Origin of the sequence: Alteromonas sp. B31-7 (assembly GCF_015767655.1) — a bacterium.
GTDB lineage: Bacteria > Pseudomonadota > Gammaproteobacteria > Enterobacterales > Alteromonadaceae > Alteromonas > Alteromonas australica.
In genome coordinates this window covers 4094420-4118755 of sequence record NZ_CP065233.1, presented here as the reverse complement: position 1 = coordinate 4118755, position 24336 = coordinate 4094420, and the positions used below count along the sequence as shown (strand labels likewise).

General features: G+C 45.9%; 20 protein-coding genes. 7 read left to right on the top strand and 13 right to left on the bottom strand.

The window, feature by feature from the left end; all coding sequences use genetic code 11:
* Positions 1 to 149 precede the first annotated feature (149 nt).
* Entirely contained in the window at positions 150 to 866 is a 717-nt protein-coding gene (locus IUA53_RS18030) for a DUF2982 domain-containing protein (protein ID WP_044055761.1), read from the top strand.
* On the opposite strand, the gene IUA53_RS18025 is transcribed toward IUA53_RS18030, so the two are convergent.
* The gene (locus tag IUA53_RS18025) at positions 856 to 3978 is read right to left on the bottom strand and encodes a hybrid sensor histidine kinase/response regulator (RefSeq protein WP_196897510.1); all 3123 of its coding nucleotides are present in this window, start codon (positions 3976 to 3978) and stop codon (positions 856 to 858) included. The two genes, IUA53_RS18030 and IUA53_RS18025, sit on opposite strands and share 11 nt — an antisense overlap.
* 257 nt (positions 3979 to 4235) lie before the next feature.
* Here IUA53_RS18025 and parC point away from each other — a divergent pair, with 257 nt between their 5' ends.
* The 3 genes from parC (at position 4236) to IUA53_RS18010 (ending at position 9314) form a co-directional block, all read left to right on the top strand.
* A complete protein-coding gene (parC, locus tag IUA53_RS18020) occupies positions 4236 to 6521 on the top strand; it encodes a DNA topoisomerase IV subunit A (protein ID WP_044055763.1) in 2286 nt (761 codons plus the stop codon).
* 92 nt (positions 6522 to 6613) lie between these two features.
* A complete protein-coding gene (locus IUA53_RS18015; RefSeq protein ID WP_044055765.1) occupies positions 6614 to 7153 on the top strand; it encodes a heme NO-binding domain-containing protein in 540 nt (179 codons plus the stop codon).
* A 7-nt stretch (positions 7154 to 7160) separates the two neighbouring features.
* Positions 7161 to 9314 (top strand): putative bifunctional diguanylate cyclase/phosphodiesterase, encoded by a 2154-nt coding sequence (locus IUA53_RS18010; RefSeq protein WP_231401188.1) that lies wholly within the window; start codon positions 7161 to 7163, stop codon positions 9312 to 9314.
* 69 nt (positions 9315 to 9383) lie between these two features.
* Here IUA53_RS18010 and IUA53_RS18005 read toward each other — a convergent pair whose 3' ends face one another.
* From IUA53_RS18005 to rpe, 8 genes are all read right to left on the bottom strand, one after another.
* The gene (locus IUA53_RS18005) at positions 9384 to 10190 is read right to left on the bottom strand and encodes a DUF1338 domain-containing protein (RefSeq protein ID WP_044446041.1); all 807 of its coding nucleotides are present in this window, start codon (positions 10188 to 10190) and stop codon (positions 9384 to 9386) included.
* A gap of 14 nt (positions 10191 to 10204) precedes the next feature.
* Positions 10205 to 11674: a succinylglutamate-semialdehyde dehydrogenase gene (astD, locus tag IUA53_RS18000; RefSeq protein ID WP_196897509.1), complete on the bottom strand. Its 1470-nt coding sequence runs from the start codon at positions 11672 to 11674 to the stop codon at positions 10205 to 10207.
* A gap of 15 nt (positions 11675 to 11689) precedes the next feature.
* Positions 11690 to 12727 carry an arginine N-succinyltransferase gene (astA, locus tag IUA53_RS17995; protein WP_044055769.1) on the bottom strand — a complete coding sequence of 346 codons (1038 nt, stop codon included), beginning with the start codon at positions 12725 to 12727 and terminating at the stop codon, positions 11690 to 11692.
* Between the two features lie 25 nt (positions 12728 to 12752).
* Complete coding sequence (locus tag IUA53_RS17990; protein WP_196897508.1) at positions 12753 to 13961, bottom strand: aspartate aminotransferase family protein; 1209 nt, start codon at positions 13959 to 13961, stop codon at positions 12753 to 12755.
* 322 nt (positions 13962 to 14283) lie between these two features.
* Complete coding sequence (locus tag IUA53_RS17985; RefSeq protein ID WP_044055771.1) at positions 14284 to 15447, bottom strand: HDOD domain-containing protein; 1164 nt, start codon at positions 15445 to 15447, stop codon at positions 14284 to 14286.
* Between the two features lie 266 nt (positions 15448 to 15713).
* Entirely contained in the window at positions 15714 to 16292 is a 579-nt protein-coding gene (locus IUA53_RS17980; protein WP_044055772.1) for an anthranilate synthase component II, read from the bottom strand.
* A gap of 38 nt (positions 16293 to 16330) precedes the next feature.
* On the bottom strand, positions 16331 to 17338 hold the full coding sequence (gene trpS / locus IUA53_RS17975) for a tryptophan--tRNA ligase (RefSeq protein WP_044446042.1): 1008 nt from the start codon (positions 17336 to 17338) through the stop codon (positions 16331 to 16333).
* Between the two features lie 19 nt (positions 17339 to 17357).
* Positions 17358 to 18035: a ribulose-phosphate 3-epimerase gene (gene rpe / locus IUA53_RS17970; protein WP_044055774.1), complete on the bottom strand. Its 678-nt coding sequence runs from the start codon at positions 18033 to 18035 to the stop codon at positions 17358 to 17360.
* 407 nt (positions 18036 to 18442) lie between these two features.
* Between rpe and IUA53_RS17965 the strand changes: the two genes are divergently transcribed.
* From IUA53_RS17965 to IUA53_RS17955, 3 genes are all read left to right on the top strand, one after another.
* Positions 18443 to 19165 carry a TorF family putative porin gene (locus IUA53_RS17965; protein WP_044055775.1) on the top strand — a complete coding sequence of 241 codons (723 nt, stop codon included), beginning with the start codon at positions 18443 to 18445 and terminating at the stop codon, positions 19163 to 19165.
* 135 nt (positions 19166 to 19300) lie between these two features.
* A complete protein-coding gene (locus tag IUA53_RS17960) occupies positions 19301 to 19609 on the top strand; it encodes a hypothetical protein (protein ID WP_044055776.1) in 309 nt (102 codons plus the stop codon).
* Positions 19610 to 19816, top strand: a complete 207-nt coding sequence (locus tag IUA53_RS17955; protein ID WP_044055777.1) for a DUF2970 domain-containing protein — start codon at positions 19610 to 19612, stop codon at positions 19814 to 19816. It abuts the gene before it with no gap.
* A 59-nt stretch (positions 19817 to 19875) separates the two neighbouring features.
* On the opposite strand, the gene IUA53_RS17950 is transcribed toward IUA53_RS17955, so the two are convergent.
* From IUA53_RS17950 to aroK, 4 genes are all read right to left on the bottom strand, one after another.
* Entirely contained in the window at positions 19876 to 20796 is a 921-nt protein-coding gene (locus IUA53_RS17950; protein ID WP_044446043.1) for a Dam family site-specific DNA-(adenine-N6)-methyltransferase, read from the bottom strand.
* A 213-nt stretch (positions 20797 to 21009) separates the two neighbouring features.
* Entirely contained in the window at positions 21010 to 22401 is a 1392-nt protein-coding gene (locus tag IUA53_RS17945) for an SPOR domain-containing protein (RefSeq protein WP_044446044.1), read from the bottom strand.
* A gap of 75 nt (positions 22402 to 22476) precedes the next feature.
* Positions 22477 to 23541, bottom strand: a complete 1065-nt coding sequence (aroB, locus tag IUA53_RS17940; protein WP_044446045.1) for a 3-dehydroquinate synthase — start codon at positions 23539 to 23541, stop codon at positions 22477 to 22479.
* Positions 23542 to 23578: 37 nt separating this feature from the next.
* Positions 23579 to 24094: a shikimate kinase AroK gene (gene aroK / locus IUA53_RS17935; RefSeq protein WP_044055780.1), complete on the bottom strand. Its 516-nt coding sequence runs from the start codon at positions 24092 to 24094 to the stop codon at positions 23579 to 23581.
* Positions 24095 to 24336: the final 242 nt, after the last annotated feature.

The window sequence follows — 24336 nt, the reverse complement described above, 5'->3', positions numbered from 1 at the left end:
ATTGCTTTAACACGCACGTATTGGTTTTATGAACAAAAAGCTTCAGCAGCATTCATCGCCGCGGCGCTGGTGGCAAACACATTGCCCTGTCTGTTTTCGGCTTCGCCTTTACGTGGTCTGGGGCCTCATCATGATGGTTGTGTATTTTTATGTCTGGCGATAACGCTGAACCCATTTATATTCGTGCTGCGTCTAAAAGTAACGGCATTACCTCTATTGTCATTGGCTTGGTCGGGCTATTTGTTTCTGCACTTTGGTTTGTATTGTTGCCATCTTGGTTGGTATTGGCGGGTATCTTTATTACCAGCGCATCTTTAATCGCCCTGTTGATAGGCTACTTCAAAGTTCGTGAGCCCGAATTTAGTTTAGAGATGACTCCAGAGCATATTATTTATCGCCATAGATTAGGGCGTTGGCAAATCGATTGGGACAACCTGCAGCGGGCTGATTGCCCAAAGGTGAGAGCGGGTCTCACCCACGTAGAGTTAGAAACGGTGGGGTTTAAGCTTAAAGACTACCGCAATTTTTTGCATTCTATTTCGCCCCGGTTAGCCACCCACTTACTGATGGAGCAACGGCCTCTTTTATTGCAAAACTCAGAGGATAATTGCGCCACGGGCAGTTGTTATGAGCAGTCTATGTTCGACGACAAGCACTTTACGCTAAGTGACGGCACAGTCCTCACTGGGGTGAAAGCTATGCTGGCAAACCGCATGGTTGAACTTAGGCGTAGGCTTGGTTTTGATGTGTATATTGCCACGTCCGATATAGATCGCACCCCAACCGAATTTGCTGCGTTAATTGCACAGTGCCAGCAAGCACGTGCACAATTAAAGCTAGAGACACAATCATCTATCAATGAATAATTGATTTTTTACTGTCTATCACCATTTGCTGAGCTTCATTCAGGAAGGTAGGAATGTGCTCTTCAACAATAAAGTGCTGGCCCAGCTTTAGGGCCGTTTCTAGTTCGTCTGCCAGGTTTTGCAGGCGAGGTACCCCAGTATAGCAACAGGCACCATGAAGCTTGTGTATCTCCGCTTTTAAACCATTGAAATCGCGTTTTTCCCACAGTGTTCTTATAGTGACGATAGCGTCGGGCAGGAGTTCGATAAAGTCCGTCAGCAATTCCTTCGCGGCGTCGTGATTTTGGTTTGCCCGCTTGAGGGCAAGCTGCCAATCTATACTCGGTAGCGTAATGTGTGCCGGTTCAACTTGGTGGCACCAAGAACGAATTAAGTCGATGAGCTGCGCGAGTTCAATGGGCTTAGGTAAGTAGTCGTCCATTCCTGAGGCGAGAAGCCGCTCTTGCTCTTCTTTAAAGGCGTGAGCAGTAACCGCAATAATGGGGGTACCTAAGTTCAATGGCGTTTGTCTAATCCCTCTAGATGCTTGTAAACCGTCCATGCCTGGCATTTGAACATCCATTAGAATAAGGTCGAACTCTTGGGTTTGACAGCGGCTTACCGCATCCTGCCCACTGTTGGTAGTAATAAGGGTGACAGGAGAACCGTCTAACCAGGTATGGAGCAGTTTTAAATTCATGTCCATGTCGTCCACCGCTAATATGCGCGCTTTGGGAAGGGCATTAATTTTCTGCTGCAACGGGTTACGCGTCTGCGTTTTCTTGCTGTGTACTAAGCCATCTAATTTAGTGGCGGTCATCGGCATTCTAAGTTGCGTATTAAAATGCTGAGTTAAGCTTGGATACTGTGTGAAAGGCTCTGGACCTGAATACCATAAAATGCGTTTTTTCGCTGGAAACTGTACAAACCGGCTAAGCAAGGTATCTCGCTGGTTCAATTTACTCACAGGGGCGGTAGCCATGAAAAAGTCAGGGCATATCGTTAGGTTGGAAAGATAGTCTAACGACTCTACACTGGTAACTTTTGCGCCCAAGCGAGTCAACATAGCTGCACTTGCTCGTCGTGTGGCGGGTATGGGGTCATAGATAACCACATGTTTGTTCTGCCAGTCAGGGTCGGTACTCAGTGCATATTTTTGGCTTAAATGGTTTGTTCTTAACGTCACATTAAAGGTTGAGCCTAAGCCGGGTATACTTTTTAGGGTTAAATCTCCCCGCATCAAGCGCACGAGCTCTCGGCTGATCACTAAACCTAAGCCGGTCCCTTGATAATTTCGGTTGAGCGCATCGTCTACCTGTGAAAAGGCACTAAAGAGTTTTTTGCGATCTTGGCGGCTTATACCAATGCCAGTATCTTCTACCACAATATTGATTTCATGTATGCCATGGGGCAAAGAGCGACCCGATACCGCCAAGGTGATAGTACCTGATGAAGTAAACTTAAGGGCGTTACTCAGCAAGTTATTAAGGATTTGTTTTATTCTAAATACATCGCCAATCAGCTTTTCTGGTAACGGCGCTACATCAAGGACAAACTCTAATTTTTTGCTGTGCGCAGACTTTGCCATGAGAGTGACCATCTCTTCTAACAGCTTGTTAGGTGAAAATGGCTGGTTGTTAATTTGTAGCTTGCCAGCTTCAATTTTAGAAAAGTCTAAAACGTCATTCACTATAGTGAGTAGGTTGTCTGCTGCGGTATCGATGATACGCACCTGTTCTTGTTGCTCGGTAGGTAAAGCGGCATTAGTTAACTCACGGCTAAACCCTAAAATAGCATTCAGCGGAGTTCTGATTTCATGGCTCATATTGGCAAGAAACTGTGATTTAACATTGCTGGCTTTTATGGCGTCTTTGCGGGCAATATCCAGCCTGGCGTTTTGCTCTTCTATTAGCTCCATATTGTTGCGTAAATCGTCAGTGGCTTGCGCAACTTCGAGCTCCAATTGGCTTCGGCTTTTCTCCATAAGCGCCAATGAAAACAAGCCAGATTCAAAAAATACGCCGGCCTGAAAGCAGTAGGTGGTGAAGTCATTAGATGGCAATACGCCAATCAAACTTAGCATGCCAATAATGGCACCCAGCGCCAGCATAGACCATGCAATCATGAAATAACGTGCGGGCTTAAAGTGATTGAAAAAAGCCTCAAAGCCAGCGTAGATATAGCTACATATGGCGATTAACCCCACACCATAAACTAAGTTGTTTTTCCATATGGACGGCAGTACATCAGTAAAGCAAATTACACCAACAGCTACCTGCACGAAAAGAAGCAGCATAATTATGGGGTGTGCCATGGTCGCGTTTTGTTTGGTTTCTAGGAAGCTAACCGTAAACAAACCAGAGCATATGCCTATAATCACAAAAATAAGTTCAGTATGCCCCACCAACCAGGTAGGTATACCTGAGGGAAAGAAAAAGTGGATATGTCCACCCCATACAAATTGCCAGAGGATAACGGCCAAGATATAGCCGATGTAGGCAATTAGGCTCTTTTCCTTCACGCCAAAGAAAAGCACCAAATTGTAAACGGCTAAGATAAGTAACCCACCATAAAATAGCCCCCAAAGCAGGCTGTCCCACTGAAAATAGGTACTATGTAATGGCTCCGGTTGGATTTTGAGGGGAGTAATCAGGCTAGATGACTGGCTTTCTATACGGATATACACGTCAACCCGCTCGGGGTTGGGTAAGTGTACTCTGAAGGTGGGGACGCGAAAGCGTTGCTCTTGCTGGGATTTACCTTGATGGCTTTGGCTAAGGACCTTGCCATCTTGAACGAGGTAAAAATCCACTTTATCGAGTTGGCTGAAATTGATGGTGAGCACCCAATCTTCTTCGTTGGTGATATTTGCAAAAGAAGTAAGTAACCACATACCTTGTGAGCGGAAGCCAAAGTTAGGGTTGTCATGGGGGTGCATACGAAAATCGCTGCGTCTGTTGCTTACATCACCAATGGTAAGAGGCAGGTCTGTCTCATGCAGATAATAGAGAGACTTAGATAACTCGATACTGGTATCTTCTTCAAACAGCTGCTGAGTATGCTGGGCAAAAGCAGGGCACAGCAGCACAGAGCACAGCGAAAAGAGTATAAATAACGATTGGCAAACGCGCATGAGATTACTATTTCTTGATATTCTCAGGGTATTAAACCACTTCATTACAGAATGTACAAAGGGTGCGCAAAATCATGGCGTACACGCGCATCACGGGTGAGTGTTATTGCACAAGTCTTCGCTTTACCTCACAATACAAAAGCAGTACCACGATGAAGGGGTGCTTGCAGTGTGCTAATTTGGCTTCTTCTCATTACACCGCTCGTTAACTTGACGGTTAACGTTCGATAGTACAAATAACAAAACGAAAAATTATCATGAGCGACGAGATCATAATAAACCGCGACGGTGTTGAACAGCTTCCCTTGAGACGGTTCACCGAAGATGCGTACCTGAATTATTCCATGTATGTCATTATGGACAGAGCCCTGCCACATATCGCAGATGGCTTAAAGCCGGTGCAACGACGTATTATTTACGCCATGTCCGATTTAGGATTAAGCGCAAACGCGAAATACAAAAAATCGGCTCGTACCGTGGGTGATGTCCTCGGTAAGTTTCACCCTCATGGTGACTCTGCCTGTTACGAAGCGATGGTGCTCATGGCTCAGCCATTTTCCTACCGTTACCCGCTGGTGGATGGGCAAGGGAACTGGGGCGCGCCTGACGACCCAAAATCGTTTGCGGCCATGCGATATACGGAAGCAAAGTTATCACGCTTCTCAGAAGTACTACTTAATGAGTTAGGGCAAGGCACAGTCGACTGGGTCCCAAACTTTGATGGCACCCTGCAAGAACCTAGCATGCTCCCTGCACGCCTACCGCACATTTTATTAAATGGCGTTACTGGCATTGCAGTGGGAATGGCAACCGATATCCCGCCGCATAATGTGAGAGAGTTAGCGAACGCCTGTGCTTTATTGCTAGATAACAGTAAAGCGGATTTACAGGATGTGCTCGAACACGTAAACGGGCCCGATTACCCCACAGAAGCTGAGGTGATTACCCCTAAATCTGATATTCGCAAATTGTACGAGACCGGACGAGGGTCTATCAAAATGCGCGCGGTCTTTCATGAAGAAAGCGGCGATATCATTGTAACTGCTTTACCTCACCAAGCGTCCGGCGCCAAAATACTCGAACAAATTGCTGCGCAAATGCAGGCTAAAAAGCTTCCCATGGTGAGCGATTTACGGGATGAATCAGACCATGAAAACCCCACACGTTTGGTGATAACGCCACGCTCTAATCGGGTCGACACTGCGCAACTCATGCAGCACTTGTTTGCTACCACAGATCTTGAAAAGAATTATCGTGTGAATTTAAACATGATAGGCCTAGATGGACGGCCTAAGGTAAAAGATTTACGTACTATTTTAAGTGAATGGCTGCAATACCGAAAAGAAACGGTCACCCGCCGCCTACAGTATCGATTAGACAAAGTGCTGGCACGACTACATATTTTAGAAGGTTTACTCATTGCCTTTTTGAATATCGATGAAGTGATTGAGATTATTCGCACTTACGATAAGCCCAAACCTGAATTGATGCAGCGTTTTTCGTTAAGCGACAAACAAGCGGAAGCCATTTTAGAGTTAAAGCTACGTCATTTAGCCAAACTGGAAGAAATTAAAATTCGTGGTGAGCAAGATGAACTTGCCGCAGAGCGGGATAAGTTACAAACCTTATTAGGGTCTGATCGCCGATTAAAAACCTTGATCAAAAAAGAAATTCTAGCCGATGCCGAGAATTATGGTGACGATAGGCGCTCGCCTATTGTAGAACGTAGCGAAGCCAAAGCGCTTTCAGAAAAAGAGTTGGTACCGGCCGAATCTGTAACTGTGGTGCTGTCGGAAAAAGGGTGGGCACGATGTGCGAAAGGCCATGATATTGATGCCGAAGGATTAAGCTATAAAGCCGGAGATGGCTTTCTTTCCAGTGCCGAAGGGAAAAGTAATCAGCCCGCCGTATTTATGGATACGTCAGGGCGAACTTTTGCGTGTGATGCCCATGGGTTGCCCTCTGCTAGAAGTCAGGGAGAACCTTTGACTGGTCGCTTTGCTATTGTAGGAGGCGAGTCGTTTGAGCATGTGATTATGGCCGCAGATGACGACAAGTTCCTGCTGGGCTCAGATGCAGGCTATGGTTTTGTGGGTACCTTCAAAGACATGATAAGTAAGAACAAAGCGGGTAAAGCCTACTTGTCATTGCCTTCAGGGGCAAAGGTGATGAAACCACAACCGGTCACAAATTTAGAAAAAGACTGGTGTTTGACCATTTCAAATGAAGGCCGCATGTTGTTATTCCCATTAAAAGACCTGCCGAGTCTAGGCAAAGGGAAGGGTAATAAATTAATGAGTATTCCTTCAGCAAAAGCGCAAAGCCGCGAAGAGTATGTAAAGGTACTGTCTATTGTTCCTGACGGCGCATCTCTGAAAATTTCAGCGGGTAAGCGCAATATGACGCTAACGTTTGATGATCTTACCCATTATCAAGGAGAGCGAGGACGAAGAGGTAATAAACTCCCTCGGGGTTTGCAACGGGTAGACAGCATTGAAATTGAAAACAGCACAGGTACGTCAGACAGTGAGCCATTAAGTTAAGTTTGGCTTAGCCTTTCGGCGAATAAGCTCACTTTTAAGTTGTTGTTGCGCTTACCTGAACTACACTTTCTACTCAGCCATAAGGAGTTGATATGTTAGGGATCGTTTTTACTTCGTTAATTGATATGCTTGAAGACAAGGTGTCGCCAGAATTTGCTGACGAAGTTATTGTAGAAGCCAATCTCACTAATGACGGTGCCTACACCGCGGTGGGCTACTACCCGTTTGAAGAAATGCAAAAAATAGTCGGTATTTTGGTACAGAAAACCGGTAAGTCGGCCAATGACTTACTTAGGGATTTCGGTTACTACTTGTTCGGGAAACTGTCTACTGTGCATGGTGATGTGCTAGCCGGTGCAGATGATGTGCTGCATATGCTTGAGTATTTAGATGGTGATATTCACGTTCAGGTAAGAAAGCTTTACCCTGACGCTGATTTGCCTCGTTTTACCGTTATATCCCGTACCGACTCTACAATGCGCCTGCGTTATTATTCAGAACGTGAGCTTTATCCTCTGGCTGAAGGCCTTATGGATGGAGCTGCCCATTATTTTGATTGCGAGCTCGAGCGGGAGACTCATCAACTCGACACACCACACACCTATGAATTTAGTCTAAAGGTTATTTCGTAGGTGCGTGGTGACTCATTCCCCTCAAGATTGGCAAGCACAACTCGCGCTACTTGAACGGCGGTTAAAGCGAGAAAAAGCTGGGCGCATTAACGCAGAGCAATTACTTTCTGAAAAATCGTCAGGGCTTTATCGTGCGCTAGAGCAAAGCCAACAGGAACAAAAAAATCTAGAGCTTGCATTATGGGCGTCTCAAGAGTCATTTTGGCAATGGCAAGCAGATACCGACATGATGGATATCCGCGCGTTTTCATTGCATGCCGATTCAGTGTCGACATGGTCTGGCACTCTCATCGACTTAATGTCCCGAGTTCACGAGGACGACTTAGAGAGTTTACAGTTTCATTGGTCAATGGCACTGCATGGGAATAGAGATAAAATTGAGTTGTCTTTTCGGCTCAACGTTCAACAAGGCTATCAATGGGTCCGTCTAAGAGGGAGAGTGCTTGATAGAGAAAGCGCAGGAGAGGCGTTGCGCATTGTTGGCACAACAAAAGACATTACTCAGCAACGTAAAGCCGAACAATCTTTCCATTTAATGGCCTCTGCGTTTGCCAGCTCCAGAGAACCCATGCTGGTTTTGTCATCCGCCTTGCTGATTACCGAATGTAATGAAGCCTTTATTCGGCTGATAGAAGCCCCTGTTAAAGACGCCTGCCTGGGCCTAAATTTTAACGAGCTTCTAAGTGCGAAAAGGGTGGAGCAAAAAAATTTAGCAGCGCATAAGCAGTTGCGGTTCGAATCTCAAGTGACCACCCTCGCGAAACAGGAAATTCCCGTCGATGTCTCTATCGCCCTTTTTGAAACTTACATGCAAACGTCTTCATACCTCATTGCAACTATGCGAGATATAAGTGATAGAAAGCAAAACGAGGATAGACTAAAGCAGTTAGCGCTATATGACGACCTTACAGGCTTAAGCAATCGTAACGCCCTTCGTGGGTATATAGAAGACATTTACGAAGGGCAATCGTCATTCATATTGGTATTCATTGACCTCGATGGGTTTAAGGCAATTAATGACACCGCTGGGCATGAAAAGGGTGACAATGAATTACAGCGTGTTGCCAGCTTACTGATACATTCATTCGGTCAAACCGGTAAAGTGGGACGGTGGGGAGGCGATGAATTTATTGCAGTATTGCCAGATACTGACATTGCCCAAGCAATACAAATTGCCAATTCGTTAATACAGAAGATTGAAGCGAAAGTCATACCTGTTCATCAAACTGAGTTGATACTCTCGGCGAGTATTGGTGTGGCGCACTCTTTAGAGCATGGAGACAGTGTGGAAAGCTTGATACAGTGCGCTGATGCAGCCATGTATCAAGCGAAAAAGCTGGGGAAAGGTCAAGTTTTCATTTATAAAGAAGGCCTCTATGAAAGCATGACGCAGCAAGTGAGCATGGTCAACGATTTGCGTCGGGCCACAGAAAACCACCTGCTAGATTACTATGTCCAAGGAAAATACGACCTTAACGGCAAGCTTAAAGGAGGGGAAGTATTATGCAGGTGGATATCTGGGCTTCATGGCATTATTTCGCCCGCGGTATTTATCCCTCTTGCTGAGGAGCATAATTTAGATCATCTCATTGGACTGCAAGCATTGGAAGCTGCGTGCGACTATATCTCAATGATGGAATCGCAACAGGGGACGGCGGTCCCCTTATCCATCAATATCAGCGTAAACCAGATGCTTGACCCCGATTTCCCTCCACAAGCGAAAGCCATATGCAAAGCCAGTGACGTTTACCCTTCCATGATTGAATTAGAATTAACAGAGTCGATATTTATACGAGATGAGCGCGCCGCTGTTCAGTCGCTTAACAGTTTGCGGGACGCTGGCTTTAGGTTGTCACTAGACGACTTCGGCAGTGGATTTTCATCACTGAGTTACTTGCGAAGCTTCCAGTTCGAAGTGGTCAAAGTGGACAGAAGTTTAGTGAAAGATATCCATCAAAACAGTAAAGCTCATGCGCTTTTCACTGGGCTAGTGGCCATGCTAAGCAGCTTAGAGATTGAAATTGTGGTTGAAGGTGTTGAGCAAGAATCTTACCTTCCTTTTATGAAAGAAGCTGACATAGGTTTAATGCAGGGGTTTTACTTTGACAAGCCAATGCCCTACGACCAATTTCTTGCCAAACATAATGTGGAATTTGCTTAGGCATCTACGGCAGAAAACGGCATCATTAAATGATAATCCAAAGCGCGATTACGCGCTTTGGATTTTGGCTTATTTCGCGTTGGTACTTTCGAAAATTTTGTCTGCGGAGGCGGCGACAAAACCTTGGTAGCGTTCACCATTGGGCATGGTGTAACGCTGAGCAAACTCATAAAAACAGCTGGGAATGACGGCCGCTGCATCACTGAAGGCTACTTCAGCTTTATCTGCCATTGTTGAGGATTGCGCTAAATATACCTCAGGGCCGCCCTTTATTTCACCGCCAGCACTGTTTAACACAAAGCCCGCCGACTTAAGCTGTTCATTCACGTCGCTCAAGGTGTCTATGTGATTCAAGTGGTTAACACTCACGGTAAAGTGATTGGCTCTAAATCCCCATGCAGCAAGCCACGCGGCATATTCCGACTCGTCCAATAAGATATCATAGTCTTCTTTGCTGATTGCCCAGTGGCGACCAGAATAGAGAAAATTATCGGCATGTACGGCATCCGCGTCCATAGCGTCAACGAGACGTTCAATAATGGTTTGTGCTTTTTCTGAAAGCTCATTAACTCTCAGCTCGCTGATAAAAACCTTAGGCTGGGTGTCATCAGGATGCTCAAAATGTTTGGCGCTAAGCTTTTTCGCCTCAAAGTTGTAGTCGCCTTTTTCTTCGTAACCTAATGCGAGAAAGTGTGCAGCTAACGTATTTAAACGGGTTTTATCCAGCGCAAAAGTTCGAAAGGCGACATGGTCGTTAACAATCTCTCGCGCTTCTTTTTCACCCGCTAACAGGGCATGAATCTTATGCGCAGATGGCGTAATAGATACGTAGTCTTGCCACAAATGCGCAAACAAGCTATCAATATTAGTGTGCATTGTCGCTTCTCCGTTTACAAAGATAAACCTGGGCTAAGTTTGCCGGGTAACGTCACTTTATCTAATTCAACAGACGCCACAGGGTAAGCACAGTAGTCTGCTGCATAGAAAGCGCTAGCACGATGATTGCCGCTGTCTCCCACGCCGCCGAAAGGTGCGGCACTGCTGGCGCCGGTAATAGGGCGATTCCAATTGACAATTCCTGCTCGAATTCGAGCAAAGAAATAGTGGTAATCTTCTTCACTGTCAGCAAGCAAACCTGCTGATAAGCCAAAGCTGGTATTATTTGCTTCGCGAATAGCGTCATCAAAGTCGGTATAGCGAATCACTTTTAGCAGCGGGCCAAAATGCTCTTCATCCGGTAATGACGTCAATATATCTGTGACATCAATAATGCCTGGGGTAGCAAAGCCTTTTTCTTCATCTGGCTGAGTAAGCTCTAGCAGCACGTTGGCGCCAAGGCCAACCAATTGAGACTGGGCATTTACCATGCCTTTTGCTGCATTCGCCGAAATCATGGCACCCATGAAAGGTTGCTCTTGAGCATCATAGTCACCCATTTTAATGTTTTTGGTAACATCAACAAGGCGGGCTAACAATGCGTCACCTTGCTGCCCCGCAGGGATAAACAATCGTCGTGCACAGGTACAGCGCTGACCTGAGGTAATAAAAGCAGACTGCACGATGTCATGAACTGCCGCATCTGTATCGGCAACACCCTTAACGATGAGTGGATTGTTCCCTCCCATCTCGAGGGCGAGAATTTTGCCGGGGTGCCCAGCAAATTGCTCGTGCAGTATTTTTCCTGTACGTGAACTCCCCGTAAAAAACAATCCATCTATGTCATTGTGGGAGGCCAAAGCCTTGCCAGTCTCAACTTCACCCTGAACCAAATTCAAAACGCCAGCAGGCAGGTTAGCTGCCGCCCATAACTTAACCATCTCTTGTGCCACCATAGGCGTGAGATCGCTAGGCTTAAACACCACAGTGTTGCCTGCAATTAATGCCGGTACTATGTGGCCATTAGGAAGGTGCCCAGGGAAGTTGTATGGACCGAATACTGCTACAACGCCGTGGGGTTTATGGCGAATAAAGGCTTTACCTACAGGCATGGGGTTCTCAACATTTCCTGTACGCTCAAAATAAGCCTTCTCGGAAATACCAATTTTACCCATCATGGCGCCTACTTCTGTGGCAGTTTCCCATTCAGGCTTACCGGTTTCTTGTGCCATCACTTTTGCGAGGTATTCTTTGTTTTCGGCGAGTTTTTCACCATAAGCTTTAATAATGGTAAGGCGGGCTTCTACCGACATCATGCTCCACTGAGGTAACGCATTGCGAGCTGCGTTAATCGCTGCATCAATTTGCGCTGATGTGGCGGATTTACCCTGCCAAATCGAAACGTTTTTTGCTGGGTCTATAGATGAAAGTTCGTGACCTTCACCGGCTACCCATTCGCCATTAATAAAATGTGTGTGAAGCATGAGGGTGTCCTTTGATTAGTCTCTGAATTTAACTGGGGCAAAGCGAATATACTCGCCTTCGCTTACATTAAGCGCTGCCGCGGCCTGGCGGGTCAATACGGCCACTTGCTGTTCTTCGCTTACGGCCATTTCGGTGGCAACCGCGCGAAAATCAGCAACAGAGGTGTTTATAATATAGTGGGTTTGCCCTTGTGCCGCCGTGGCGTCATCAATCACTATGGGCAACTTAAGGCTTGATTGGGCCGTTCTAATGTGGCTTAAATTAGCTTCTACCGTTGGGCCTGCATCGAAAATGTCCACATAGCCTCTACAGCTAAAGCCTTCTTCTTCCAATAACTGCAATGCCGGGCGGGTTTTGGTATGTACTTGACCAATAACTGCCTGCGCTTCTTTGCTCAACAGATTGACGTATATCGGGTATTTCGGCATAAGCTCAGCAATAAATACCTTATTTCCGATACCAGTTAAGTAGTCTGCGGTGGGAAAATCCATGGAGAAAAAATGGGTTTCTAGCCATTCCCAAAAGGGAGAACGCCCTTTTTCATCGCTGACGCCTCGCATTTCAGCAATGACGGTTTCAGAAAATCTTGTTCTGTGTTCCATCATAAACAGAAAGCGAACTTTAGATAAAAATCGCCCATTAATCCCGCCGCGCGCTTTTTCCCGTAAAAACAGTGTGCAAATTTCTGTAACGCCAGTGTAGTCGTTACAGAAAGTAAGAATTTCCACGGTATTGTGGATATTCAATTCCCGCGAGGCGTGCACCACTTTACTTAAATGATAATGGTAAAACGCGTCCTCAATACCCACAGCGGCTTCAATGCCGGTAGTGCCAACCACTTCTTGAGTGGCGCTGTCTTCCATAACAAAAAGGTACGATTCGTCACCAGGTGCAGTAACACTTTTTTTATTAAATGCGTGCTCTGCTCTGGTAATTTTGCGTTGTAACAGTTCCTCGTTCACTGGGAGCGAGGTAAAGCCGATACCCGACTCTACCGCGATATCGTGGAGAGCCTGGTAGTCGGTTTGTTTGATTGGGCGAATGACATTCATGTTCGCTTGCTCGCTAGTGATGGCGTTATTCAGCGTTTACAACCGCTGCTACTGCACGCTCGAAGCGCGCTAAACCTTCTTTGATATCTTCATCTGGGATAACAAGAGAAGGCGCGAAACGGATGACGTTAGCACCTGCCACTAAACACATGAGGTGCTCCTGAGTGGCGGCCATCATGAAGTCGCGTGCTCGGCCTTGATATTTCTCATTAAGCGCGCAGCCCAATAACATACCTTGACCTCGAACTTCCTCAAAAACAGCGTATTTTTCGTTAATCGCACTAATATATTCTCTAAACAGCGCCTCTTTTTTCACTACGCCTTCAAGTACTTCTGGCTGATTAACAATGTCTAATGCGCGCTCTGCTACAGCACATGCCAAAGGGTTTCCGCCATAGGTACTGCCATGGGTGCCTGCTTTCAGGTGCGCGGCGATGTCAGTGGTGGTTAACATGGCACCAATAGGGAAGCCGCCACCAAGGGATTTGGCTGTGGTTAGAATATCCGGCGTCACGCCTAAGCCCATGTATGCGTATAAGTGCCCGGTACGGCCAACGCCCGATTGCACTTCATCAAAAATGAGCAACGCGTTATGTTTGTCACACAGTGCACGTACGCCTTTAACGAAGTCGGCATCGGGTAATATAATGCCCCCTTCACCTTGTAGCGGTTCCATCATTACAGCGCAGGTATCGTCTGAAATTAATGCTTCAAAAGCGGCCAAATCATTATAGTCGCAATGATCTACAGCACCGGGCTTAGGACCAAATCCATCAGAGTAGGCGGCTTGTCCACCTACGGTAACAGTAAAGAATGTGCGTCCGTGGAAGCCTTTGTTAAATGCGATAATCTGGTTTTTATTTTCACCATGTTTATCGAGTGCCCAACGGCGAGCCAGTTTCAAGGCAGCTTCATTGGCTTCTGCGCCAGAGTTGGCGAAATACACCTTATCGGCAAACGTGGCGTTAACCAATTTGCTGGCTAAACGAAGTGACGGCTCGTTGGTGAATACGTTGCTTAGGTGCCAAAGTTTTTCACCTTGTTCCTTAAGTGCATTCACCAGTTCTGGATGACAGTGGCCTAGCACGTTGACTGCAATGCCGCCTGCAAAGTCGATATACTCCGCACCATCCTGATCCCAGACGCGAGAGCCTTCACCGCGAACAGGCACCATACCAGCGGGGTTATAATTGGGCACCATCACATCATCAAACGTTGCGCGAGTTACTTTCATCTGTGTTACCTCTGCATTAGGCGCCTTTGGTCAAGAGTAGGAAAAGGCGCAAAAAATAATCGGAATTGCGGGTTAGTATGACATTTATTGTACCAAATGTCTTGTTTGAAAAGGGCTGCAGCCCTTTATTTATAAGGACTGTGGCTTATTTTGCAGGAAAAGTGAATAACTATTTAATGCTAAACCATACTCTTTAGGAATAGCTTGGTACCGCCGGTGAACACGCCGTTATGCGAAGGGATAATAAGGGAGAAAAGAGGGCGGCATGCATCTAGTCAGGGTTAAAAGTTTGCTTCTCAGATGCATGAATATCCAATAAAATTTAACTAAATTCTTCTTCTTTTGACATCGGAAGGGTGAAAATATCAACAGATTTTAGTTTTTCCAGCGCGCGCTCTGGGTAATTCTGCGCCTTAAATACCGGTTTTACATCGGCAATACTAACGAGCTTAGTGGAATGGAGCATTCTCACCTTTGTATAGGTACGTGCTTGTTCCAGTATATTGTGCAGGCTGCCCTGTTCTGCGGGTAAATTATCAGCACAGTTGCGCATAGCGTTACCTAAAAACAAACGTTTCAGCATCATGTGCTCAAGCATATCAGCAGCGACTTTGTCAGCGAACTCTTCCTGTAAAGCAATGAGATAGTTTGCTGAGGGCGCTATTTTTAATAATGCTTCATGGCGCTGGCGTTCTTTGTCTCTTTGGCTTTCTTGCAGTAGATGTAGGTGCACCTTGTCGAACAACTTGAAATACAAACGTATGATAGCGCAGCGGCCGAGTTGGCTTAGCATGCCGAAGGCAAAGGCATCATGGGCGCGCACTTTGTATAAGGGGGCGATATGTTTTGCGGTGACTGCTGTTCCCTGGCTGTATTGCGTCAATTTCAATTTAATACAAGGAAAGGGATCGGTAATTTGCGGCATGGCTCGCTTAACCACTAGCGAGGGAATAAGAAGCCGAAGGTTTTCGATACCGAGAAAACTTAATGCGGTACGAAGGGTTTCAACCACAATGGTGCGCCCTTTTGAATCGCGACGTCTAAATTGTGGTGTATTCACCACTTGAATAAGCTCGTCGTAAAGCCAAGGTTGGCTGGCTGCTAAGGGCTCTAATTTCGAGATGGAGGCCGCTCGAACAGAAAGCGCATCTAACAAGGTGCCTGTGTCGTCACCTAAATTAAGCACATTCGAAAATAATTCATCCGGAAAACTTAGCTGCTCGGTTAATTCGCTAAGCACTACCTCGTGTAAGTAGTGGCTCACGCTATCAATATAAGATGCTTCAGACAACGCCTGTAAGCGCTTGTTTTCAATAGCAACCTTTTCAACATGTAAAAGTTGGCGTCGCGCGTCGCCCTGTTCTGATTGTTCAAAACTAATTTCGCCGGGCATCCGTTTACCCAGCAGTTTTATTGCGCGCTCTGGAGAAATGAGAAGGTTCTCGAACCGTTCCTCGACGGAAATCGGCGCTGACGGCATCGTCATATTGAAAAAGCTCCTGCTTCGATGTTGCTCATGCGTCTGTGCACGGTTGACGTACATTCAACTCACCTTTGTCTCATTATAGGTTCACGAAAATAGGCGGTTAATGCACTGGTTTCGATATCAACACTGATATCTATAAAAAGTAAACAAAAACAACCGGAAATGCGAATTTAGCGCGTAATTTTTTATCGGCAGGATAGCGCACAACTTAATGCATTAATTTATCGGAAATGACACCAGGGTATGTTCAGCTAATACGAATACACCTAGGTGGCCTCAAGAAAGTGCTTTAGCACGGCGTGACCATATTCGGTTAATAAGGACTCTGGGTGATATTGTACCCCCCAGATTGGCAGCGTCTTATGGGATAAGGCCATAATTTCTCGTTCACCATCTTCCGTTAAGCACCACGCATCTACCGATAAACAATCAGGGAATGTCCCGGGGGCTAAGACCAATGAGTGATAGCGGGTGACAGAGAAATCGCCTGGCAGGCCTTTAAATAACCCCGTTTGCCTGTGATATAAGCGAGACACCTTGCCATGCTTAATTTCCTTCGCCCCCGTGACCGTTGCGCCAAACACCTGGCCGATCGCTTGATGCCCCAAACACACCCCTAAAATAGGCGTACGCCCCTGAAAGTGAGCAATCACATCTAAGCTAATTCCAGATTCGTTGGGCGTACAGGGGCCAGGAGAGATAACAATATGGCTAGGCGATAAGGCTTCTATATCAGCAAGGTTGAGGGCATTGTTGCGCTCAACCTTGACGTCAATGCCAAGTTCTCGAAAGTACCTGGCTAGGTTATGTGTAAATGAATCGAAGTTATCTATTAAAAGCAACAAGAGCGTCTAGCCTACAACGAGCTTTATGAATCAGCGTATTAAGGTTTAGGAATAAAGCCTACTGCTTCGTAAACCCGCTTTAAGGTATTTTCTGCACGGGCAGATGCTTTCTCAGCGCCACTTCGCATCACCTCGTTTAGGTAATCGCGGTTGTTTCGTAAATCGGCATAAGCTTCTTGAATTGGGGTAATAAGAGAAACCACCGCCTCAGCAACATCGCCTTTTAAGTGCCCATACATTTTATCTTCGTACTCTGGCACCAAACTATCGATAGATTTACCCGTCGATAGAGAGAGCAAGGTTAATAGGTTTGAAACACCAGCTTTTTCTTTTGGATCAAAGTAAATGTTAGCGTGTTCATCTGAGTCAGTCACCGCACGTTTAATCTTCTTGGTGATTTTCTTAGGATCTTCGAGCAAACCAATAAAGTTATTGGGATTAGTGTCCGACTTAGACATTTTACGCTCTGGCTCTTGAAGGCTCATGATGCGCGCACCAAATTCTGGGATGTAAGGCTCAGGCAAGGTAAACACGTCGCCATAAAGGTTATTCATGCGCGTGGCGATGTCCCGGGTGAGTTCTAAATGCTGTTTTTGGTCTTCACCCACAGGCACCTTGTTCGCTTGATATATTAAGATATCTGCGGCTTGCAATACGGGGTAGCTGTATAGCCCCACATTAATGTTATTTTCGTTTTTGGCTGATTTATCTTTAAACTGCGTCATGCGGTTAAGTTCGCCCATTTGCGCGTAGCAATTTAATACCCATGACAACTGTGCATGCTCGGGCACGTGAGACTGGACAAACAGGGTACTTTTCTGTGGGTCGATACCACAAGCGAGGTAAAGCGCGAGGCCATCTAAACACGCATCGTATAACTGCTTAGGATCTTGTCTTACTGTAATCGCGTGTAAATCAACGAGCATGTAAAGGCATTCATGGTCGTCTTGCATGGAAACCCACTGTTTAAGTGCACCCATGTAATTGCCCAGGGTTAATTGTCCAGAAGGCTGACAGCCACTCAATACAACGGGTTTATTACTCATAACATTTACCTGTAAAAAATTAGGCCTTATTAAGGCAAGATAATTCTGCGCGCATGTCATCAATCACGCGGCGATAATCGGGTTGGGAAAAAATGGCAGAGCCTGCCACAAACATATCTGCACCCGCTTCAGCTATGGCACGAATGTTATCGACTTTTACGCCACCGTCAATTTCTATTCGAATGTCTCTGCCACTTTCGTTAATTCGCTGCTTAACGGCTCTCACTTTGTCTAGGGTACTGGGAATAAATGCTTGCCCACCAAACCCCGGATTCACAGACATAATGAGAATGTGATGCAGTTTATCCATGACGTGATCTAAATAATGAAGGGGGGTAGCGGGGTTAAAGACTAACCCAGGTTGACACCCAGCATCTAAAATAAGTTGTAAAGAACGGTCTATATGTTCTGAAGCTTCTGGATGGAAGCTAATAAAACTGGCCCCGGCATCAGCAAATTTGCTAATAAGATCATCAACGGGTTTTACCATAAGGTGAACATCGATAGGGGCTTTAATGCCGTAGTTACGTAGTGCTTCACAAATCATAGGGCCAAAAGTGAGGTTTGGCACATAGTGGTTATCCATTACATCAAAGTGCACAACATCTGCACCAGCGTTAAGCACATTTTCTACCTCTTCGCCCAAGCGCGCAAAGTCAGCAGATAAAATAGAAGGCGCTATCCAATAGGGTTTCATTCTTATTCCTTAGTGCATGGTGCACACGACGATGTAACAAGAATGGGGAGTTTACCGAATTACCTGCAGTGAAAAAAGTAAACGAGAGGCTTTTATTCCTTTCCTTTGTTTTGCCTCGCATCATTCCTATAGCTCTAGGTTTACTTTGTGGCACAGAGAAAGCCTGCCCTAAGATGGTGAGCGCGCTCATTTATGGTGCATTTTTATGCACTCATTTTGCGTCTTATTTCCGAAGTCTCTATTTGACCGATAATAATAATGCCGTAAATTCAATTGTTTAACATTATTTTTAACAAACTGGTCTAAGCGCCATAAATGGGCATCAGATTTGCTCTTCTCTAGCTAAATATAAGAAAAACAAGACAGAAAAACGTCAACAACAAGTTTAAATAGACTGGAGAACACACATGAAAGGGTCATTCAAAAAAGCCTTAATCGCAGTAGCATTAACAACAGCAGGCTTAACGGCTGCTGCACCTTCGTATGCAGAAATTACGGCTAACGCAAGTGTAACAAGCAACTATATCTGGCGTGGTCTTACACAAACAACAAACGATGCAGCGGTTCAAGGCGGTATCGACTACGCAAACGAAAGCGGCTTTTACGCAGGTACTTGGGTATCAAACGTAAACTATGGTGCCGACGATGTTTACTCTTACGAGCACGACCTCTATTTTGGTTTCTCAGGTGAGTCTGGCGATATCAGCTATGACGTAGGTTACCTATACTACAACTACGATGCTGAAGCAGAGTTCGATTTCGCGGAAGTCTATGGCTCAGTCGGCTTTGGCGGCTTAAGCGTCACACTTTCATTGCTTGCACACACAGAAGCTGATGAAGGCGAAGGTCGTGACTATGGTTTCGGTCAAGCGTCTTACATCTCTGTAGATTATGGCTTCCCAGTGCTTAATGGTGCAGAAGTGGGTATTCACGCTGGCTACCATCAAGGTGATTTCGCTGAAGACTTCAACGGTGTACCAGATGGCTATGTAGATTACGGTGTATCACTATCGAAAGACGGTTTCAGCTTCGCGATTACAGGTACAGACTTAGATGACTCTGGTGCTGATGCTTACGACAACGATTCAATCAAGTTTACCGTGGGTTACGCAGTAGACTTCGAACTGTAAGGGTTTTATTACCTTTAACCATTAACGTTGAGTACAATGCCTAAGGTGAACGTCACCTTAGGCATTTTTTACTTGTTACTCATGTTTCTTTGGTTATAATGAGATTAAATTTTAAACGGGTTTAGAGATTTCAGGATGAAAGTTATCCCTTTTTTCGCACTATGTGGCGTGGTTGCTTTATTAAGTGTCGCCTTGTCGCCTCGCGGCAGCGTCAATGCTTCTGTGTGTGAATTTCAGCCTGTTACTGAATTTAACCCCAAGTTGCCTGCTAGTCACATTCAAAACCAATGCGCCCGGGCTAGAGAAGGCGTTACAGAAGTCAGTTGGTTCTCTTGGGTAGCGGGTAAATCTCCCTCTTTTCAATTTCATTTTTTGGATTTGCTAGAACTTCTTCATAATGATGATGGTGCTGGCGATTTCTCTTCCTCGTCTAGCGACAACTAAATGGCGAACCTGACCAAGTCATCTACAGGGTATGTGAATACGTTTGTCAGTGTGCTTGCGAGTTTATTCGGTGTACAGAGTAGTGCGAACTACCAACGAGACTTCTCTCAGGGGCGGTTCATTCATTTTGTTGTGATAGGCGTAATACTCGTTGCGCTTTTTGTTGTAGGTTTACTTGCCTTGGTTAAGTGGCTGGTTGGTGCCTAGATTCCCTTGTTTTTAGCGGCTAGTTTTTTATTAGCACACGTATCCCAAGCTTGACTCGGTTAGGGCTTAATGCTTTGTTCTTTTTTGTGATGTCCCATCACTTTTATCGCATTTTTTGATTTTACTTTTCCTACGGGATTACCGGCGGTTTTCATTGCGCTTGGCGGGAAAAATGCGAGTATTTCATCTACCGGCTTACGGGTAGCACCGTTTTGACTGATTGAGCGCTTTACCGACAACATACTGAAGTCTGCCCCTTTATAGAGGTGGCGAGTAAAAGGTAAGTCGTGGTTTGAAATAAGTACGGGAATGCCACGCTTTTTCGATGTTTGCAACGCCAGTTCAGCTAATTTTTCTTGCGATGGCTGCCCAAAACTTAGTGCGGCATAGCTGGTAAAAGCGGCCGTTTTGCTAATAGGCGCATAAGGAGGGTCGCAATAAATAACATTTCCTTTGCGGGCACGGCTAAATACTTTTTCGAAAGGCAGGCAGGTAAAGGTGGCCTTTTGAGATTTTTCGGCAAAGAAAAACATCTCGTGTTCGGGAAAATAGGGTTTTTTATATCGCCCGAAGGGAACATTAAACTTGCCAGCAAGACTGTAGCGACACAAGCCGTTATAACCATGTCGGTTCAAATAAACAAACAAAATAGCGCGGTAATATTCGTCTTGAGTGGCGTTGAATTCTTCACGCAAGCTGTAATACATGGCCTCTTCGTTGTAACGGGGAGAGAAAAACGTGCTTATGTCGTTAATTAACGCGTCAGGCTGCGCTTTTAATAAATTGTACAGGTTGATGAGATCTGGGTTGATGTCATTTAGCAAATAGCGCGAAAATTGCGTATTTAGAAACACGGATCCCGCGCCCACAAACGGTTCAATGAGTTTGTTAGCTTGCGGTAACCTGGCCTGAATATGCTCTACCAGGCTGTACTTGCCACCGGCCCACTTTAAAAATGCCCGGTTTTTCTTCTGCATCATGCTAAAACGTTACTACCTGCACGGAAATCGACGAAAGGTCTCTCCGTTTCATGCCTAGATTGGCGAATTTCTGAGGAATGGCGCCAAATCTGGCAGTGCCACGCTAAACATAGATTGTATCTTCCCGCGCTACTAGGAACAACCTAGAATAGCGTTCGAGAGGGGTTTTCTTTTATCTAAGGCGGGTTCTAAAGTCGATGACATCGAGTGCAATTATGGCGTATTGCTACCTTGAGTGCTTTTAGCAACTTCTTCTAGCACTTGTGCGCCACCCTTAATGAAGGCGTCACTTTTGGTAGGGTAATCAGGCAGGTTTCTCATGGATTCTCTGGCTTCAGCAAGGCTATTCAATGGCCGATTAAAAATCATCACATACCAGTTGCCACCGTAGCGTTGTGTGGTGTAGACATGGGTAATGTCAGTAAGTTGGTGCGCGTCAATAAAGTTTTCTATGGCCGCTTTGTCAGCCATTCCCATCATTTGTACCACGTAGTGTTCGGGCTTAAGCCATTGGACTATCGACGGGTACTGAGCGCTATGGGTAGCGCTATTATCATTGTCGCCAGCGACAATGTCTGATGGTTCTTCAAAAGAGGTAACCTTTGGCGTCTTTGGAGCGCTAGCCGTAGAGGCTGGGTTTTCTTGCGTATCCGAGGTAACTTGCTCGTCACCTTTTATTTCTGTGGTTGAGCTTTCAGTTTGAGCATTTAGGTTGCCAAGCGCTTGCTGCCAGTCAGTAATTAACGGGGATGCCGGCTGTGAAGGTGAACCGTCTGTGGTTTCCGATGCTTGGGGATTGACTTCATCGAGCTCATCATTCGCAAGGGGGGCTAATTTATCATAAGCGGAACCGGGAGCCACCATAGGAGCTTTAGGCGACGACGTGGTTTCGATGGGCTCAAACAAAGAGGAAATTGCACCGCCATATTGCCAGGCCACTAGCCCGCCAAAAGTGAGTAAAAAAACAATGCCCAACGCAATATATAGCCAAGGGGATGACAGCGGATTTTTGGTTGCTGCGGCCAAGGGGATCTTGCGTTTATCTAAATGCGCTTGAAAGGCCGCTCGTCGCTCAGCCATCATTTGATCTAGTTCAGACGCGGGTTTTTCTAACGAAATGGATTGGCTGCTAATTAACAAGGGTGTTTGGGTGTTTTTGGCGGGTAGCCATTGCTTTGCTTTTTCTGCCCACTGGGTTTGGGCAAATAGCAGAACATTCAAATGCTGTTTGTTGCCCGCAAAGCGACTTTGCAAGACCAGGTCCCATAGCTCTTGCAGCAATTTGTCAGGGATGTGCTGTGCTTGTGTAATGGCAATCAATATGGGGCCGTCGAAATCATTGAGTGACGAAAGCAATTCATTCAATGGGCGAACAAAGCTTCCTACCACCTGGCCGAGTAGTTGACGGCACAGTTGGCGACGATAGTCAGAAATGTCCATGTCTGCGTCGGCGGTGAGGTAGGCAATTTCTGTATCGTCGTGTTGTTGAAAAACGAAGGCTTCTAAGGTTTTCTGCTGTTCAGCAATAGAATCACCACTGATAAAAATCAGTTGTGATGAATAGTTAACCAGATATTCAAGACGTTCATGCAGTTCACTTTGCATGTCGTAAAGCCCCGTTGTTCATTAGCCAAGTGCTAACCTTAGAAAAAGTGCGCTAATTCAAGCGCTAGGCTTGAATTAGAGAATGTTGGCCAGTATGTCGTTGGTCACGTCTTTTGTGACTACGGCAGTGCCCATGCCTTTAGGAAGTACAAAGCGAATATTTCCCGCCTCTACTTTCTTATCCCGTTTCATGTGCTTAACATAGTCGTCCATGCCCATATTGGATGGCCCTTCAACAGGTAACGAAAATGCACTCATCAAGGTACGTACGCGACGGGTTTCTGACGATGTAAACCAACCTAACTGCTCTGCAGCTAAACAAGCAAGGATAGTACCAGCTGCTACCGCTTCGCCATGAAGCCAGTTGCCATAGCCCTGTTCAGCTTCAATGGCGTGACCAAAAGTGTGACCTAAGTTTAGAATTGCGCGCAGCCCACCTTCTTTTTCATCTTTGGCTACCACTTCTGCTTTTATCTCGCAGCAACGTTTAATGGTGTCGCTTAATACATGGGTGTCTAGCGCTTTTAATGCGTCGATGTGCGCTTCTAACCATGCAAAGAATGGGGCATCGTAAATAATTCCGTATTTAATCACCTCAGCCATGCCGGCGGCAAACTCTCGCTCGGGTAAGGTCGTTAAAGAGTCTGTGTCAATTGCCACAAACACCGGCTGATAAAAGGCGCCAATCATGTTTTTGCCTAACGGGTGATTGACTGCGGTTTTCCCGCCTACAGAGGAGTCGACCTGGGATAGCAAGGTGGTGGGAACTTGGATGAAAGGCACGCCGCGTTGATAGGTCGCTGCCACAAAACCGCAAAGATCCCCTATAACACCGCCGCCAAGGGCTATAAGCGTGGTGTCGCGGGCAGCGTTGAGTTCTAGTAATCGCGTCATGACCACTTCAAACTGAGCGAGGTTTTTGTGCTGTTCGCCATCAGGAAGCACGATGGTTTCAACCCGAACGTCACCGCAAGCGCGTTTGGCTTTTTCTAAATAGAGAGGCGCAACCGTCTCGTTTGTGACGATGACGGCTAAAGGCCCTTTGATGTACGACGCAAAAAGGCCGGATTGCGATAACAACCCAGCCTCAATATGTATAGGATAGCTACGTTCTCCAAGTTCCACAGTTAAGGTTGACATGGGCGCAGCACCTCCTAAAAATATTTTTGTTAGCTAATTAAAGACCAATTTTACTGATGATTTGGTTCGCAACAGCGCGAGCGGATTGGTCATCGGTATCCACGACATAATCTGCTACTTCTTCGTACAAAGGGTTACGAAGGTCTGCAAGATCGCGAAGTACTTGTTCAGGATCGTTATTTTGCAGTAATGGACGACGCTTATCACGCTGTGTACGAGCAACTTGTTTGTCGATAGTCGTTTGAAGGTAAACCACAATACCACGAGCAGACAAGCGATTGCGCACGGCTTTCGTTACAATCGAGCCACCACCAGTAGCAAGCACAATACCTTGCTTATCGGTTAGGTCATTGATAACGGTTTCTTCACGTTTGCGGAACCCGTCTTCACCTTCTAGATCAAAAATCCAGGCAATATCAGCCCCAGTACGGCGCTCTATTTCCTGATCGGAATCATAAAAGTCTAGGTGAAGTTCGTCTGCTAGGTGTCTACCAATGGTGCTTTTACCAGCGCCCATAGGCCCAACCAAAAAGATATTACGTTTTTCAGCCATATTTGCTTATATCACAACTTAATCATGTTAGGGGCAGTGCACTGTTGCCTTACCAGCCTACCCATTGACTCGTGCCTATTTAGTGTCCAATAAGCACCACTCCTTAAACCTCGCTTAAATTTCGAGAGCGCGATTATCTCAGTTTCTCGCAAGGGGTTGCAAGTATTGTTGAAAACTATTAGCCCTAATATGGGAAAAACACCCGCTGAGTTCGCAAATTAGCCGTAGGGAAGTTGCCGTAG

Bases quoted from the DNA above. Each gene is read 5' to 3' on its own strand.
- IUA53_RS18030 (WP_044055761.1), top strand. From the start codon at position 150: ATGTCTGGCGATAACGCTGAACCCATTTATATTCGTGCTGCGTCTAAA.
- IUA53_RS18025 (WP_196897510.1), bottom strand. From the start codon at position 3,978: ATGCGCGTTTGCCAATCGTTATTTATACTCTTTTCGCTGTGCTCTGTG.
- parC (WP_044055763.1), top strand. From the start codon at position 4,236: ATGAGCGACGAGATCATAATAAACCGCGACGGTGTTGAACAGCTTCCC.
- IUA53_RS18015 (WP_044055765.1), top strand. From the start codon at position 6,614: ATGTTAGGGATCGTTTTTACTTCGTTAATTGATATGCTTGAAGACAAG.
- IUA53_RS18005 (WP_044446041.1), bottom strand. From the start codon at position 10,190: ATGCACACTAATATTGATAGCTTGTTTGCGCATTTGTGGCAAGACTAC.
- astD (WP_196897509.1), bottom strand. From the start codon at position 11,674: ATGCTTCACACACATTTTATTAATGGCGAATGGGTAGCCGGTGAAGGT.
- astA (WP_044055769.1), bottom strand. From the start codon at position 12,727: ATGAATGTCATTCGCCCAATCAAACAAACCGACTACCAGGCTCTCCAC.
- IUA53_RS17990 (WP_196897508.1), bottom strand. From the start codon at position 13,961: ATGAAAGTAACTCGCGCAACGTTTGATGATGTGATGGTGCCCAATTAT.
- IUA53_RS17985 (WP_044055771.1), bottom strand. From the start codon at position 15,447: ATGACGATGCCGTCAGCGCCGATTTCCGTCGAGGAACGGTTCGAGAAC.
- trpS (WP_044446042.1), bottom strand. From the start codon at position 17,338: ATGAGTAATAAACCCGTTGTATTGAGTGGCTGTCAGCCTTCTGGACAA.
- rpe (WP_044055774.1), bottom strand. From the start codon at position 18,035: ATGAAACCCTATTGGATAGCGCCTTCTATTTTATCTGCTGACTTTGCG.
- IUA53_RS17965 (WP_044055775.1), top strand. From the start codon at position 18,443: ATGAAAGGGTCATTCAAAAAAGCCTTAATCGCAGTAGCATTAACAACA.
- IUA53_RS17960 (WP_044055776.1), top strand. From the start codon at position 19,301: ATGAAAGTTATCCCTTTTTTCGCACTATGTGGCGTGGTTGCTTTATTA.
- IUA53_RS17955 (WP_044055777.1), top strand. From the start codon at position 19,610: ATGGCGAACCTGACCAAGTCATCTACAGGGTATGTGAATACGTTTGTC.
- IUA53_RS17950 (WP_044446043.1), bottom strand. From the start codon at position 20,796: ATGATGCAGAAGAAAAACCGGGCATTTTTAAAGTGGGCCGGTGGCAAG.
- IUA53_RS17945 (WP_044446044.1), bottom strand. From the start codon at position 22,401: ATGCAAAGTGAACTGCATGAACGTCTTGAATATCTGGTTAACTATTCA.
- aroB (WP_044446045.1), bottom strand. From the start codon at position 23,541: ATGTCAACCTTAACTGTGGAACTTGGAGAACGTAGCTATCCTATACAT.
- aroK (WP_044055780.1), bottom strand. From the start codon at position 24,094: ATGGCTGAAAAACGTAATATCTTTTTGGTTGGGCCTATGGGCGCTGGT.